Below are 15764 nucleotides of genomic sequence, written 5' to 3' on the forward strand. Positions count from 1 at the left end.
TTCATTATTCATTATTCATTCATTAAACATTTACAGTACTTTTGCCGAAAATTTAAACTGTGAATTACCTTTCAGTAGAAAATATCTCCAAATCCTTCGGGATGCGGGTTTTGTTTGAAAATATTTCCTTTGGAATAAACGAAGGACAAAAAATAGGTTTCGTTGCCAAAAACGGAACGGGGAAAACTTCCCTTCTTAATATTATTGCCGGAAACGACAAGGCCGATACGGGAAATGTGGTTTTCAGAAAAGGCTTAAAAATTGCCTATCTGCCACAGGAACCAGATTTGGATCCGAAACTAACGGTGGAACAAACTATTTTTTCTTCAGACAATCCCATTCTGAAAATAATTGAAAATTACGAACACGCCATTGAAAATCCAGATGATTCCGAAACCTACCAAAAGGCATTCGACGCTATGGATGCGCATCACGCTTGGGATTTTGAGACTCGCTACAAACAGATTCTTTTCAAATTAAAGTTGGAAGACTTGCACGCCAAAGTGGGCAACCTCAGTGGCGGACAGAAAAAACGTTTGGCATTGGCAAATGCACTTTTAACTACTCCAGATTTGTTGATAATGGATGAGCCCACCAACCACTTGGATCTTGAAATGATTGAGTGGCTGGAAAATCTTTTCGCAAAGGAAAACTTCACTCTTTTTATGGTTACGCACGACCGTTATTTCTTGGAACGCGTTTGTAATGAAATTGTAGAATTGGATGAGGGAACGCTTTACAGCTATAAAGGAAATTACAGTTATTATTTGGAGAAACGCGACGCCCGAATAGAAAACGAAGCCACGGAAACTGGCAAGGCGAAGCAACTTTTCAAAAAGGAATTGGAGTGGATGCGCCGCCAACCCAAAGCGCGAACCACTAAAAGCAAAAGCCGAATCGACGATTTCCACGAAATAAAGGACCGTGCCAGCAAACGCCGAAACGATCACCAAGTTCAACTTGAATTAAACATGGAGCGCATGGGCACCAAGGTTGTGGAACTTCACAAAATTTCAAAATCGTTTGGCGAGAAAGTGCTTTTGGATAAGTTTGAATACAACTTTAACCGTGGGGAAAGAGTGGGAATTATCGGAAAGAACGGAACAGGAAAATCCACATTTTTGAATATTCTTACGGGAGCTTTAAAACCCGATTCTGGGAAAGTGGTCGTAGGTGAAACAGTTCAGTTTGGATACTACACCCAAGCCGGAATCAATATTAAGGAAGGCCAAAAAGTAATAGATGTTATTCGCGAATACGGCGATTATATCCCATTGAAAAAAGGTCGGCAGATTTCTGCTTCGCAGCTTTTGGAACGCTTTCTTTTCGACCCGAAGAAACAATACGATTTTGTTGAAAAACTGAGCGGTGGCGAACGTAAACGCCTTTATTTGTGTACCGTTCTTATCAAGAATCCAAACTTTTTAATTCTTGATGAGCCTACGAACGATTTAGATATTGTTACGCTAAATGTTTTGGAGAGTTTCCTTTTGGATTTTCCCGGCTGTCTGTTGGTTGTGAGCCACGACCGGTATTTTATGGATAAAATTGTGGATCACCTTTTTGTTTTTAGAGGGGATGCCGAAGTGGAAGATTTCCCCGGAAACTATTCAGATTTTAGGGCTTATGAAGATAGCAATGTGCAGGAAAAACGTGAAGCGAGTGAAGCTACTCCAAAGGTTAAAAAAGATTGGAAACAAGACTCCAGCCCCGCAAAACTTAATTATAACGAGCAAAAGGAGTACAACAAGCTAGAAAAGGAAATAGCCAATCTTGAAAAAAATCGGGAGGAACTTCAGAATAAATTTGCCACTGAAAACTGGGATGGCGCCGAGATTGACAAACAATCCATAAAGCTACAGGAGATTATGGATAAAATTGAAGCGAAGGAAGAACGTTGGTTTGAGCTTTCAGCGAAAATGGAGGAATTCTGAATTCAGAATTCAGAATTATGAATTATGAATTATGAATTATGATACACCAATCAAAAAGCTACATAAAATTCATTCGGCTTGCCAAAAACAAACACGGCGTGCATTCGCCATTTGTATATGATTTGGTGACGAAGTGTTTTAATGATAAAACGAAATATCACGAATACGAAATTCTGAAATCGCACAGAAAAGCTTTGCGAAGCGATACTTCAACTTTTGAAATGAAGGATTTTGGTCAAGGTTCGCGAGTTTTTAAAGGCAGCGCACGAAAAGTTTCCGCGGTTTTGAAAAATGCGGGAATGCGCAAAAAACGCCAACGACTACTATTCCGCTTGTCGAAATATTTCAACAGTGAAAATATTTTGGAACTTGGGACTTCACTGGGTTTGGGAACGGTTGCGCTTTCACTTTCGAATGAATTTGCCGCCATTAATACCGTGGAAGGTTGCCCGAACACCTTACGTAAAGCACAGGATTATTTTGAAAAATTCAACTTGCACAATATTCAGATACACCAAAAGCTTTTCAGAGAATTTCTTCAATCCCGAAATTTCGGGACAGAAAAATTCGATTTAATATTTATAGACGGCGACCACAATGGAGAAAGGACTTTCGGGTATTTCAATTCCCTTTTAAAAAATATACACAATGATTCTATAATTATTTTTGATGATATTTATTGGAGCAAGGATATGACTGAGGCTTGGCAGAAAATAATCGCAAATGAAAAAGTAACGGTAAGCATCGATACTTTTCAATGGGGGCTGGTTTTTTTCAGAAAGGAACAACCCAAGCAGCATTTTGTGATAAGGATTGGTTGATGGTTGATGGTTGATGGTAAAGATGACTTTTTGCTTTAAACTTTCAACTTTGAACTAAATTTGTAACAACCCACGTACCTTTGCGTCCTATTAAATCATATTGAAAAACGTCTATGAGCTTAGTTATTAAAATCAGAAACATCACAAGGGATTTTCCGCTTGGGAATGAAGTGGTTAAAGTTTTAAAAGGAATTGATCTGGACATTGAACGCGGCGAATACGTTGCATTGATGGGGCCTTCCGGTTCTGGAAAATCTACTTTAATGAACCTTTTGGGATGTTTGGACACGCCAACTTCCGGTACTTACGAGCTAAACGGAAGTAATGTAAGCAATATGACCGATGACGAGTTGGCTGAAATTCGGAATAAGGAAATCGGCTTCGTCTTTCAAACCTTTAACCTTCTCCCTCGAACCACTGCGCTGGAAAATGTTGCTTTGCCCATGATTTATGCGGGTGCCTCAAAAAGCGAAAGAACTGAACGTGCAAAACAAGTATTGACCGATGTTGGCCTTGCAGACCGAATGGACCACAAACCCAACCAACTTTCAGGAGGACAGCGCCAGCGTGTTGCCGTGGGCCGGGCTTTGGTAAACCACCCTTCCATCATTTTGGCAGATGAGCCAACAGGAAATTTAGATTCTAAAACTTCAGATGAAATAATGAATCTTTTCAATGAAATTCACAAAGCAGGAAACACAGTGATTTTAGTAACCCACGAAGAGGAAATTGCAGAAAATGCACACAGAATTATTCGGCTTCGGGATGGTGTTGTTGAGAGCGATACGAAAAAAAGTCTCAGTTTGCAGTCGCAGTAGGCAGTTTTTCTGGGTGAGTTTGTGAATTAATTAACCTTGTTTCTTGAATTAGAAAAAAGATATTTCTAACCTCTAATTTCATATTTCCCATTTCGTATTTTATCTTTGAAATATGAATTTAGACCTTTCAAATCCATTGCTTTTAATAATTGGCGGAATACTTCTTTTAGCCATTCTCTATTTTTGGAATAAAAGAAATGCTACAAATCAGCGGCAACGCAGAACGAAAAATTTCAGAAACAGTTATTACGAACGGAAAAAGGATCGGGAGCAGGACAGTACGCAGTAGTCAGTACGCAGTAGTCAGTACGCAGTGGACAGTTTAAAAATTATTCTTTTTAGAAAAACTTCGTGTCTTAGCGCCTTTGCAAGAATTTTAAATCAGTTATTCGTAACTTTGAAAAACAACAAACTTCAAACAATAAACCACAAACTCTAAATGAAAATATATACCAAAACCGGCGATGCAGGCACTACTGCCCTTTTCGGCGGCACAAGAGTTTCCAAACACAACATTCGTATTGAAAGTTACGGTACGGTGGATGAGCTTAATTCGTATCTGGGGCTTATCCGCACTCAAGAAATTGACCCTCGCAGCAAAGAAATTTTGGTTCATATTCAAGATAGGCTGTTTACACTTGGAGCTATTTTAGCAACCGATCCTGCGAAAGCCACACTGAAAAGCGGAAAGGAACGTTTAAATATTCCAAAAATTGACGAAGAAGATATCGAGCTCCTAGAAAAAGAGATGGACAGGATGAACGACTCCCTGCCACCAATGACGCATTTCATTTTGCCAGGTGGAAATTCTACCGTGTCATATTGTCACATTGCCCGTACTGTCTGCCGCCGTGCAGAACGCCGTACTACGCTTTTAAATGAAAATGAACCCATTGACGAAAAGGTGCTGATGTATTTAAACCGACTATCTGACTACCTCTTTGTGCTGGCACGAAAGTTGTCTAAAGACACCAACGCAGAAGAGACACAATGGATTCCTAAGAAGCTGTAAATTTCTTCCAAAACAATAATTTTAAATAATTGATTTTCAGTTGTTTAAATAAGTTCTTTAAAATATAGCAGAAATAATTAAGATTTTTCTTGACTTTTTGATCTAAAAAATTACTTTTGCAGAAAATTAAACCTATAGTGCTATGTACTGGACATTAGAATTGGCATCCTATTTAAGCGATGCACCCTGGCCCGCAACCAAAGACGAATTGATTGATTACGCGATCAGGACCGGTGCTCCACTGGAAGTAGTGGAAAACCTTCAGGCAATTGAAGACGAAGGAGACTCCTATGACTCTATTGAAGAGATCTGGGCAGACTACCCTACCGACGACGATTATCTCTGGAATGAGGATGAATATTAATCCCAAGATTTTGGGAAAAATTAAAAAATAATATAAAAAGTCTCTTTTACGAGGCTTTTTTTTATTTAAAAAGTATCGGAAAAGTCGTCCTGATGTCAGGTTGAGCGCAGTCGAAACCTCATTGGCAACGAAAAACATAATATAAATTGACAAAACTGTGTTGCGCTGCAGCACATCAAAATAACACACACATCATGGGAATATTAGATAACGTACTAAAAGTTTTCGTAGGCGATAAATCAAAAAAAGATATAGGCGAAATACAGCCGCTAGTAAACGAAGTAAAAAAACACGAGGAAGCAATTGAAAAACTCTCCAACGATGAGCTTCGAGCGAAGTCGGATTTCTTCAGAAAAGAAATAAAAGATGCCCAAAAAGATGTTCAGGATCAAATAGATTCCCTTGAAAAACAATCGGAAAACGAGGATGACATCAATAAAAAAGAAGATTACTACAACCAAATTGACAAACTAAAGGATGATCGCTACGAAATTGAAAAGGCGACACTCACCAAAATACTTCCCGAAGCTTTTGCCGTGATGAAAGAAACCGCAAAACGCTTTAAAAATAATGAAACCATTACCGTTACCGCAAACCCTTTTGACCGTGAAATCTCTGCGGATAAAGATTACGTAAACCTTGAAGGGGACAAAGCCATTTGGAAAAACTCTTGGGATGCCGCAGGAAAGCCCATCACTTGGGATATGGTTCACTATGACGTCCAGCTTATTGGTGGGGTGGCACTACACGAAGGAAAAGTTGCCGAAATGCACACCGGGGAAGGTAAAACCTTGGTTGCAACGCTGCCAATGTACCTCAACGCACTTGCCGGAAACGGCGTTCACCTTGTAACGGTGAACGATTATCTTGCAAAACGTGATAGCGCTTGGATGGCGCCATTGTTTGAGTTTCACGGAATGACAGTGGACTGTATTGACAACCACCGCCCAAATTCCGAAGCGCGAAGAAAAGCATATTTAGCTGATATTACTTATGGAACCAACAACGAATTCGGTTTCGATTATCTGCGTGATAATATGGCACATTCACCAAATGATCTTGTTCAGCGTCCGCACCATTACGCCATTGTGGATGAGGTGGATTCTGTTTTGATTGACGATGCGCGTACGCCATTGATTATTTCTGGTCCCGTGCCCGAAGGTGACCGCCATGAGTTCAATGAGCTGAAACCAAAAATCAACGATATTGTTGAAGTCCAAAAAAGATATTTGACAGGAGTTTTGGCGGAAGCAAAAAAACTAATTAAAGAGGGCGATGCAAAAGAAGGTGGTTTTCAATTGTTACGTGTATATCGCGGATTGCCGAAGAATAAAGCATTGATAAAATATCTTTCCGAAGAAGGAGTGAAACAAATTCTCCAAAAAACGGAAAACCATTATATGAGCGACAACAACCGTGAAATGCCAAAGGTTGATGCCGAGCTGTATTTTGTGATTGACGAAAAAAACAATCAAATTGAACTTACCGATAAAGGTGTAGATTATCTTTCCGGGGAAGGCGATCCAGATTTCTTCGTAATGCCGGAAATTGGTGTTGAAATTGCTGAAATTGAAAGAAAGGGTCTTTCAAAAGAAGAAGAAATTGCCCAAAAAGACGAACTTTTCCGTGAATTTTCTGTGAAAAGCGAGCGTATCCACACGATGAACCAACTTCTGAAAGCATATACACTTTTTGAAAAAGACGATCAATATGTGGTGATGGAAAACAAGGTAATGATTGTGGATGAGCAAACCGGCCGTATTATGGACGGGCGTCGTTACAGTGATGGGCTTCACCAAGCAATTGAAGCAAAGGAAAACGTAAAGATTGAAGCTGCAACCCAAACTTTTGCAACCATTACACTTCAAAATTATTTCCGTATGTACCGCAAACTTTCGGGGATGACAGGTACCGCTGTAACAGAAGCTGGCGAACTTTGGGAAATCTACAAACTGGATGTGGTTGAAATTCCCACCAACCGCCCAATCGCCCGACACGACCGCGAGGATAAAATCTACAAAACAAAAAGAGAAAAATACAACGCCGTAGCTGAAGAGGTTACTGCGCTTTCAAAAGCTGGAAGACCTGTTTTAATTGGTACCACTTCCGTGGAAATTTCAGAATTATTGAGCCGAATGTTGAGTATCAGAAATATTCCGCACAACGTTTTGAACGCAAAACTCCACAAACGCGAGGCAGATATTGTTGCCGAAGCGGGAAAAAGCGGGATCGTAACCATAGCAACAAACATGGCGGGTCGTGGTACGGATATTAAATTGAGCGACGAAGTGAAAAAAGCGGGTGGACTTGCAATTGTTGGTACCGAACGCCACGATTCACGACGCGTGGACAGACAGTTGCGCGGGCGTAGCGGGCGTCAAGGTGATCCGGGAAGTTCACAATTCTATGTTTCTTTGGAAGATAACTTGATGCGTCTTTTCGGAAGCGAGCGAATTGCGAAAATGATGGACCGTATGGGCCTGAAGGAAGGCGAAGTGATTCAGCACTCTATGATTTCAAAATCCATTGAGCGCGCACAGAAAAAAGTGGAGGAAAACAACTTCGGTATCCGTAAACGTTTGCTGGAATATGATGACGTTATGAACGCCCAACGTGAAGTTGTATACAAACGTCGTTACCATGCGCTTTTTGGGGACAGACTTCGAGTGGATATTGCGAATATGATTTATGATACTTCTGAAGTAATTGCAGAAAGCAACAAACTAGCACAGGATTACAAGAATTTTGAGTTTGAATTGATCCGTTTTTTCTCTATGGCCTCCCCTATTTCAGAAAAGGAATTTGAGAAAATGGACGCTCGTGAAATTGCAGGAAAAATATACAAAGCTGCTTACCTTCACTATCAGGATAAAATGTTGCGCAATGCCGAAATGGCTTATCCAGTTATCAAAAACGTTTACGAAACGCAAAAAGATAAATACAAACGTATTCTTGTTCCATTTACGGATGGTGTAAAAACATTGAACGTAGCTACCGATCTTGAAAAAGCTTACGAAACCGAAGGAAAGCAATTGGTAAACGATTTTGAAAAGAACATCACACTTGCCATTATTGACGATGCTTGGAAAACGCATCTACGCAAAATGGACGAACTGAAACAATCGGTTCAGCTTGCTGTTCACGAGCAGAAAGATCCTTTGCTTATCTATAAATTCGAAGCTTTTGAACTTTTTAAAGCAATGATTGAAAAAGTGAACAAAGACGTTATTTCGTTTCTTTTCAAAGGGGAATTGCCTCAGGAAAACCAGCAGCAAATCCAAGAAGCACGCGAGGTAAAACAAAAAGAAAAACTGAGCGAGCAGAAAGATGAAATCCCGAATATGGACGAGCGCGCCGCACAATCCCGCGCTGCAGGAAACACACAATCGCAACACCAACAGGTTACGGAAACCATAGTGCGTGATAAACCAAAAATTAACCGTAATGATAAGGTTACTATCAAGCACGTGATGAGCGGTGAAAATAAAGAGATGAAATTTAAACAGGCAATTCCTTTGCTTGATAAAGGAGATTGGGTGCTTGTGGATGATTAATATTTTTCCTAAACTTATAATAAGATCCCGAAGCATTCCTTCGGGATTTTTTATTGGGAAAATGAAGTATCTTTAAGCTCAAAACAAGATTATTTATGAAAAAAATATACATTGAACTGAAGTGGGCAGTGATTTTCACCATAACCATGCTTTCATGGATGTTGCTCGAAAAAACCTTGGGCTGGCACGAAGAACAGATTGCAAACCACCAATGGCTAACGCTTCTTTTTGCTCCTTTCGCAATTTTGATGTATTTACTGGAAATGCGCGAAAAAAGAAGACGGGTTTATGGCGGCAAAATGACCTGGTTGCAGGGATTTATTTCAGGAGTTATACTGAGTGTTTTTGTAGCACTGCTTTCACCATTGGCCCAATATATTACACATGAATTTATCACCCCGAAATACTTCAACAACGTGATAGAATATTCCGTTACCAATGATTTAATGACACGCACAAAGGCCAACGAATATTTCAATATAAATAGTTATATGTGGCAATCTGCTTTTGGAGCCTTGGGTTTCGGCATTGCTACTGCGGCAATTGTTGCCATTTTTGTTCGAAAAAAATAAACTTATTTCTTCAGAAAAAATTTCTTTTTAAAAGTTGCTCAAAGAAATTAAACAGCTTATAATGAGTTGAATACTTATTGCATAATAGTTTTTTTCATAACTTAGCTATTAAAATCAACCTTAAAATCAACACGTATGAAAAAACTAATTTTAGCAACAGCAGCGCTTGCCCTTTGTTTCGTTTCCTGCAAAAATGAAACGAAAAAACCAATGGAAGCTGAAGATTCCGTGGTAAAGGACAGCATAGTAATGGAAGAACCTGAAACCCCGGAAGCACCGATGGATTCCGTGGCAATGCAAAAAGCTTGGGAAGCATATATGACGCCCGGTGAGCCCCACAAAAGAATGGCTGCCGAGGAAGGCAAATGGAATGATGAACTCACTTTTTGGATGGGACCTGATGCGCCCCCAGAAAAAGCAACTGCAACTGAAGAAGTAAAAATGATAATGGGCGGTCGCTATCAAGTTAGTACCACTACGGGCGAAATGATGGGAATGCCTTTTGAGGGAAGAGGCACTTTGGCTTATGATAATGCCACCAATGAATACATTTCCACTTGGATTGACAATATGGGTACTGGTTTGTCCGTAATGCGAGGTAAATATGATGAGGCCAGTAAATCCACAACACTTACAGGCACGATGGTAGACCCTATGACAGGGAAAGAAAAACAGATGAAACAAGTGTATACCATAATAGATGACAATACCCGAAAAATGGAAATGTTTGAGACCGCTCAAGGGGGTGGAGAATATAAAAACATGGAAATTGTGATGAAGCGCGCTTAATTTTTCCGTACTCAGATATTTTAAGTCCCGAAGTGTAAAATCTTCGGGATTTTTTTGTTTTAAATAACAACTTTCAGTTGTTTTGCCCTGTCTGGGTGAACAGTATTTTTTTGGACGGAAAAAGTAATTTTTACGTACCTTGAACGCTTGTAGGTCTTATTATGCGGTTTTCTTTATCTATCATATTTTTTTTCTTATTTCTCATAAATAGTTTCGGACAAAGTGATAACGACTATACCGAAATGTTGCAGGAAGCCGAAAATATTCTCTACACCCAGCCTTCGGAAACCGTTAAAATAACGGAACATATAATTCAAAAAGCCACAAAATCCTCACAGCAAATTCAGTCCTATTTATTAGCTGCAGAAGCATATAATGTTATGGGAAATTTTGATAATGCGGTTAAAGCTACAATAGAAGCAAAAAAACTGGCTGAAAGCACTCAAGATCTGGAGATGCTTTTAAAAACTAGTATTTCTTCCATTTCACTTCTTAACCAGTTGGGGATGGATATAGTAGCCGAGGAGTATTTTACAAGAACGAAAGCTACTGTGGGAGAAACAAGCGAACAAAAAACCACAAGGTATTTAAATGCCGGAACAGCGTTGATTGAGGGTCATAAACTTATAGAAGCAGAAAATTATTCGGAAGCATTAAAAAAACTTTTAGAAGCGAATGCTTTTTTTGAAGAGATTCCAGATAAAATACTTAAGAACCAAACAACTGCTTTAATCATAGAAATTTATTTGGCCGCTACAAATCTCGATACTGCAAAAAAGTATTTACAATCCACATTGGAAGATACTTCAAAAGCACCATCCAATATTTTTTTGCGGATGGTTACACTTAACCAGCTCGGCAGATTGTATTTTCTTCAGAAGGATTATCCCCAATCGCTTATGGCATATCAAGCAGCATTGGAAATTTCAGAAAACCTAGATAATAAGCCCTATACCTCAAAAATAATGGAAGGGCTTTCCGCAACTTATTTGGTAATGGACAAGGCTTCGCTTTTCTATTCCAACAGAACTGAAAGTAGCCAAATAACCAGCAATATAGAGGCAGAAGAAGATAAGGCTGTAAACTCGCTCTACAATTATATAAACGACAATCACACGGCGCAAAAAGAGAAGGTAAAAAAAACATACCAAAGAAATCTTATAATCATGGGAGCCATTTTACTTCTTTTGCTGCTCAGTTGGGTGATTTTGAGGTACAGGTATAGAAACAGAGCCAGGCAATATGAGCGTTTTATAAATTATTTCGAAAAGAAACAAAACCCAATAGAAACGCTGCCAGAAAAAGAGGTTTCTAAAAGAATGAACATTCCCAAGGAAACGGAAGAGGCCTTGATAAAAAAATTGAACCAGTTTGAAAATTCCAAACAATTCACGAAACAGGATATGTCGTTAGCCATGTTAGCTTCGCAGTTTGAGACCAACACCAAATATCTTTCCGAAATAATAAACAACTATAAAAACAAGAACTTCAACAGTTACATAAATGAACTGCGAATAAACTATATAACAGAAAAGCTTAAAAACAATAGAACTTATCTGCAATATAAAATAAGCTATTTAGCCGAAGAAAGCGGTTTTTCTTCGCACAGCAGTTTTGCCACAGTTTTTAAGGCCGTTACGGGTATACCTCCTACTGTGTTTATAGAACTTCTACGGGATAAAAAAGTGAAATCGAAAATTTACACAGAAGAATATGAAGATGTGGAATAGTTTAAGAAATGCGCTGTTTTTAGGAAGCATTTTTTTGCTTTTACAAACTACTTATGCCCAAAAAAACGTAGACAGTCTGTTGGAAAAATCCACCGTGTTGATCTACGAAAACCCTGACAAAGCCATAATTCTCGCTCAACAAGCCTATGATTATCCCGATGTTTCCGTAAAGAATAAAGTGAATGCCTTGCTTACAATTTCAACCGCCTACTCCTCAAAAAGGGATTACAACAAAGCCACAGAATATGTGGAACGAATTAAAAGTTTAATCCCAGATATAAAAAACGAGCGGCAACAGATGAACATTCTTAACCGAATTGCCGGCCATTATCAAGAACTTCAGATTTACGACAAAGCAATTGATTATCTGGACCAATCATTGCTATTGATTGAAAGCTATCCAATTCAAGATTCCGTGCAGCCTTTTTTGGGGTATAACGCAACCCTAAGAGGCTTTATCTATCGGGAGCAAATGAACTGTGAAATTGCATTGAAATATTTCGACAAAGCAATTAAAGCCTATGAAAAAGCTACGGAGCCACATTTAAGAAACGCCAACCTCAGCATTTGCTATTACAATAAAGGAAACTGTCTTTTAACTCTCAATAAAATAGAGGAAGCAAAAACCAGTTTTTTAAATTCTATTGATTATGCACAAAACGCAGAGGCAAAAAGCTTAATTGCATTTGGGCAAAAAGGTCTGGCAGAAGCAAAAACACTGGAAGGAAACTATAATGAAGCCATAATTCTTTTAAACAATGCTAGTCAAACATCAGAAAATGTGGGCGATTTAATTTTAAATAAGGGACTCTATGATGGGCTGGCGAATAATTATCTTGCCTTACACGATTGGGAAAACTATACTCTTTATCACAACAAATTTTTAGCCCTGCAAAAACAGACCAAAAAAGCGGAAAGAAAATCAGTAAACCAATCCTTGATAAACCTCACGGAAAGCAAAGCCGAAGAAATTGACTCTTTACATAAATTTTATAGTCCCATACAAATCTTCTTAATATTATTCATCATTATTGCATTGGGCATGATAATTAGATTGCTAATTTCTGAAGAGAAAAAACTTAAAAATCTTCAAGAAAAACTTAAAAATTAGGTTGAAAAACCTTTTTTATACTTCATTTTAAATTTCTACAAAATATTTCAAAAAGCTATTGATTAACAGCGCTTTATACGTTTTTTTTCGCTTTTAAAATTCACGAATTTCAAAAGATAGTTTCTTTTATTATAGTATAACAGCACATACTTTAGCCATCAGTTAAAAGACTACCATTTAATCAATAAAAACTTTTAAAATGAAAAAAACACTATTACTAATTTTGCTTTTTTGTGTTGCAAGCACAAGTACACTATTTGCCCAATTTGTGGTAAAGCCTTCCTTTTTTGAAACCCAAGGGGTTTCAAATGACGGGGTGGTTTCTGGATATGAGGCCCAAGCAGGGCCATACTCTCTTTGGAATGCCGACGCGAATACTTTTGAAGAAATTGGAGGTGCTGCTCCAGGCTTTGGAGTTGGTGGTGGAGTAAGGTTTTCAGCGGATGGAAATTTACTCTCTGGGACTTCTTACATGGAAATTACCACCCCAACCGAATGGGAAAAAATGAATACAGGTTATAACTATATATTTACAGGTATTGAGTTCCCGGACAATCAGAACTCTCTTGGTTTTGCCGCTGGACAATCCTCAACTTATAATGGAAATGGAATAATATTAAGAACGTATGATGCTGGAGATACTTGGGAACAACTTTGGACAGGTACCAATCAAGGTATTGAGGGAATGAGTTTTCCAGATTCCTACACTGGTTATGTAGCTGGATGGAGCGGCTATGCAGGAAAAACTACTGATGCTGGAAACACTTGGACCGCTATGGCCCCTGGAACAGATATTTGGTATTATACCGATGTAGTTTTCAAAGATTGGCAAAATGGAATTATAGGTGCTTTCCCAAACAGTGCCCCCGGTACAATATATTATACATCTGATGGAGGTACTACTTGGACTCCAGCTACTGGGGTTGATGCAATTCCGGACAGACTGACGTATGTGGGTGGCGATACTTATTTTATGCTATCAAACGGAGGCACCATCCAAAAATCAACAGACAACGGTGCAACGTGGACTACGGTACTCTCAGGTGCGGGTGTCTTGGCTGGCATTGAATTTTATGATATGAACACCGGTTTTGCGGTAGGTGACGACATCGTACTTAAAACCACAGATGGAGGAGCCACTTGGCAAACCATTACTGTGGCAAACAGTCCCGGACCTATTTGGCGCGATGTAGCATGGTTGGATGCAGATCATGTTACACTCGTTGGAACTCCCGAGATGATATTTTCTTCAGAAGACGGTGGGGAAACCTTCCCTATTAACAATATGGGAACTTCTAATTATAACGAGGCGCTATACGAAGTGTTATATACCCCGAACGGTCGTGGATTTATTTTTGGATCCCAAGGTGTAATGTTCCGAAAAGAATCTGAAAACAATACCTTTTCCATACAATCCATGTATAATGTTGCAAATGCTGAATGGACCATTCTTGATAGTTTTGATTATCCAGTGGATAACAATTTAAGCTCGGGCTATAATATTTCTGCAGATGGAAGCACCGTAGTGGGAAGTGCCTATGTAGAACCAACTCCGGGGGAACCAGGTATAGCCGTACATGCTACGGCTTGGACAGCAGCAGACGGGCTTGTTGATTTGGGAAGTCTTTACACAAACATCAACCGCAGCACAAGGGCAAACGCCGTTAGTGGCGATGGAAACATAATTGTAGGTTGGCAGGATTTTAATGGGCCTTGGAAATCGGCTGTATGGCGAAAAGATGCAAACGGGAATTGGCTGCCAAACGAATATCTCTTGGTTGACCCCAACGGAGATCCAACAGATGAATACAACCAATTGGGCGAGTGCAGCGCTATCTCTGCAGATGGAAATTGGATTGGAGGCCGTGGAGACTATGCAAACAATGGCGAACCATGGATTTGGAGTGAAGCTACGGGATATATGTCATTAGGTACTTTGGCTCCCGGAAGTTCAGGAAATGTTACGGGTATAAACTACGATGGTAGTATTGTAATCGGGTATTTTCAAATTGGTCCTTGGGATCCAAACGTTCCATTTATATGGACAGCAAGTGGTGGTTTGCAGGAATTTAATTCATTCGTAACCGATACCTTAGGCTACACTATGGATGCAAGCCCAATATGGGTTCCAAACGCAATTTCTTTTAACGGCGAATATATTACCGGTTGGGGCTATGACCCTACAATTGGCCCTTGGGGAGATTTATTTACTTACCGTGTTCAGCTTCCTGCCGTGCCAACTAATGATGGCTGTGAGAATGCGATAGTATTGAATTGTGGCGATTTGGTTACAAACTCAACAATATTTGCAACAAACTCTGGTGGAAATGCTTCTCCCGATGTGTTCTATTCTTATACTGGAACTGGCACTCCCCAAACCATTACCCTTAACGCTTGTGGACCTGATACAAATTTCCCTACAACAGTAAGAGTTTATTCAGATTGCACACTTACCAATCAAATAGCGTTTAACGACAGTTCTTGCGTGAACCAACCAGAACTTGAATTTGAATCTGATGGTACATCTACTTATATCATTATGATTGAAGGGTATGATGACACCCAAGCAGGGAATTTCCAATTGCAATTAACTTGTGAAGCATTAGGTGTAAATGACAGCCAATTAACAGAGCTAGCACTTTATCCAAATCCAGTGAATGATATTTTGCAAATTTCGGCTAAAACTGAAATCACTTCGGTTGAGATATATAACATCAACGGTCAACAATTAATGACGAAAAGTTTAAATGCAATGCATGGTGAGATCAATCTAAATTCCTTATCAACAGGTATTTACTTTGCAAGGGTAATAGCAAACAATGCTACGGAAACTTTCAAAATAATAAAAAACTAAAAATTTATTATTCAGTATTTTTTTCATAATTAATTTAGTTTTCTAGAGTACCGCCTTCAAAAGCTTTGGGGGCGGTTTTTAAAAATCTTATAAAAAGAGCCCTGTAAAATAAATTGTAGACTCCCCTATTTCTAAGCACTTATAGGTGCAGACCCCTTTTCATTTTTGGAAAGGGGTTTTTATTATGAAGATATTTTATGAAGAA

General features: G+C 39.1%; 12 protein-coding genes. All 12 read left to right on the top strand.

The features are described from left to right. Positions 1–59 precede the first annotated feature (59 nt). The 12 genes from A7A78_RS03425 (at position 60) to A7A78_RS03475 (ending at position 15559) form a co-directional block, all read left to right on the top strand. A complete protein-coding gene (locus tag A7A78_RS03425) occupies positions 60–1934 on the top strand; it encodes an ABC-F family ATP-binding cassette domain-containing protein (RefSeq protein WP_068761051.1) in 1875 nt (624 codons plus the stop codon). 38 nt (positions 1935–1972) lie between these two features. Beyond that, complete coding sequence (locus A7A78_RS03430) at positions 1973–2755, top strand: O-methyltransferase (protein ID WP_068761052.1); 783 nt, start codon at positions 1973–1975, stop codon at positions 2753–2755. A 113-nt stretch (positions 2756–2868) separates the two neighbouring features. Beyond that, positions 2869–3573, top strand: a complete 705-nt coding sequence (locus A7A78_RS03435) for an ABC transporter ATP-binding protein (RefSeq protein WP_068761053.1) — start codon at positions 2869–2871, stop codon at positions 3571–3573. A gap of 112 nt (positions 3574–3685) precedes the next feature. After that, on the top strand, positions 3686–3862 hold the full coding sequence (locus A7A78_RS15065) for a hypothetical protein (protein ID WP_165593544.1): 177 nt from the start codon (positions 3686–3688) through the stop codon (positions 3860–3862). A gap of 150 nt (positions 3863–4012) precedes the next feature. Next, positions 4013–4585: a cob(I)yrinic acid a,c-diamide adenosyltransferase gene (locus A7A78_RS03440; RefSeq protein ID WP_068761054.1), complete on the top strand. Its 573-nt coding sequence runs from the start codon at positions 4013–4015 to the stop codon at positions 4583–4585. A 142-nt stretch (positions 4586–4727) separates the two neighbouring features. Further along, positions 4728–4949, top strand: a complete 222-nt coding sequence (locus A7A78_RS03445; protein ID WP_014782927.1) for a DUF2795 domain-containing protein — start codon at positions 4728–4730, stop codon at positions 4947–4949. Between the two features lie 194 nt (positions 4950–5143). After that, a complete protein-coding gene (gene secA / locus A7A78_RS03450) occupies positions 5144–8503 on the top strand; it encodes a preprotein translocase subunit SecA (RefSeq protein WP_068761055.1) in 3360 nt (1119 codons plus the stop codon). A 95-nt stretch (positions 8504–8598) separates the two neighbouring features. Further along, entirely contained in the window at positions 8599–9075 is a 477-nt protein-coding gene (locus A7A78_RS03455) for a DUF4199 domain-containing protein (RefSeq protein ID WP_068761056.1), read from the top strand. A 135-nt stretch (positions 9076–9210) separates the two neighbouring features. Then, on the top strand, positions 9211–9864 hold the full coding sequence (locus tag A7A78_RS03460; RefSeq protein ID WP_068761057.1) for a DUF1579 domain-containing protein: 654 nt from the start codon (positions 9211–9213) through the stop codon (positions 9862–9864). A gap of 161 nt (positions 9865–10025) precedes the next feature. After that, the gene (locus A7A78_RS03465; protein WP_068761058.1) at positions 10026–11594 is read left to right on the top strand and encodes a tetratricopeptide repeat protein; all 1569 of its coding nucleotides are present in this window, start codon (positions 10026–10028) and stop codon (positions 11592–11594) included. Next, entirely contained in the window at positions 11578–12705 is a 1128-nt protein-coding gene (locus A7A78_RS03470) for a tetratricopeptide repeat protein (protein WP_117624752.1), read from the top strand. Before A7A78_RS03465 ends, A7A78_RS03470 begins: the two co-directional genes overlap by 17 nt. Before the next feature lie 199 nt (positions 12706–12904). After that, the gene (locus A7A78_RS03475) at positions 12905–15559 is read left to right on the top strand and encodes a YCF48-related protein (protein WP_068761060.1); all 2655 of its coding nucleotides are present in this window, start codon (positions 12905–12907) and stop codon (positions 15557–15559) included. Positions 15560–15764: the final 205 nt, after the last annotated feature.

The organism is Aequorivita soesokkakensis, assembly GCF_001641085.1.
Taxonomy (GTDB): domain Bacteria; phylum Bacteroidota; class Bacteroidia; order Flavobacteriales; family Flavobacteriaceae; genus Aequorivita; species Aequorivita soesokkakensis.

Coding starts and splice junctions, on each gene's coding strand:
- A7A78_RS03430 (WP_068761052.1), top strand. CDS start 1,973: ATGATACACCAATCAAAAAGCTACATAAAATTCATTCGGCTTGCCAAA.
- A7A78_RS03435 (WP_068761053.1), top strand. CDS start 2,869: ATGAGCTTAGTTATTAAAATCAGAAACATCACAAGGGATTTTCCGCTT.
- A7A78_RS15065 (WP_165593544.1), top strand. CDS start 3,686: ATGAATTTAGACCTTTCAAATCCATTGCTTTTAATAATTGGCGGAATA.
- A7A78_RS03440 (WP_068761054.1), top strand. CDS start 4,013: ATGAAAATATATACCAAAACCGGCGATGCAGGCACTACTGCCCTTTTC.
- A7A78_RS03445 (WP_014782927.1), top strand. CDS start 4,728: ATGTACTGGACATTAGAATTGGCATCCTATTTAAGCGATGCACCCTGG.
- secA (WP_068761055.1), top strand. CDS start 5,144: ATGGGAATATTAGATAACGTACTAAAAGTTTTCGTAGGCGATAAATCA.
- A7A78_RS03455 (WP_068761056.1), top strand. CDS start 8,599: ATGAAAAAAATATACATTGAACTGAAGTGGGCAGTGATTTTCACCATA.
- A7A78_RS03460 (WP_068761057.1), top strand. CDS start 9,211: ATGAAAAAACTAATTTTAGCAACAGCAGCGCTTGCCCTTTGTTTCGTT.
- A7A78_RS03465 (WP_068761058.1), top strand. CDS start 10,026: ATGCGGTTTTCTTTATCTATCATATTTTTTTTCTTATTTCTCATAAAT.
- A7A78_RS03470 (WP_117624752.1), top strand. CDS start 11,578: ATGAAGATGTGGAATAGTTTAAGAAATGCGCTGTTTTTAGGAAGCATT.
- A7A78_RS03475 (WP_068761060.1), top strand. CDS start 12,905: ATGAAAAAAACACTATTACTAATTTTGCTTTTTTGTGTTGCAAGCACA.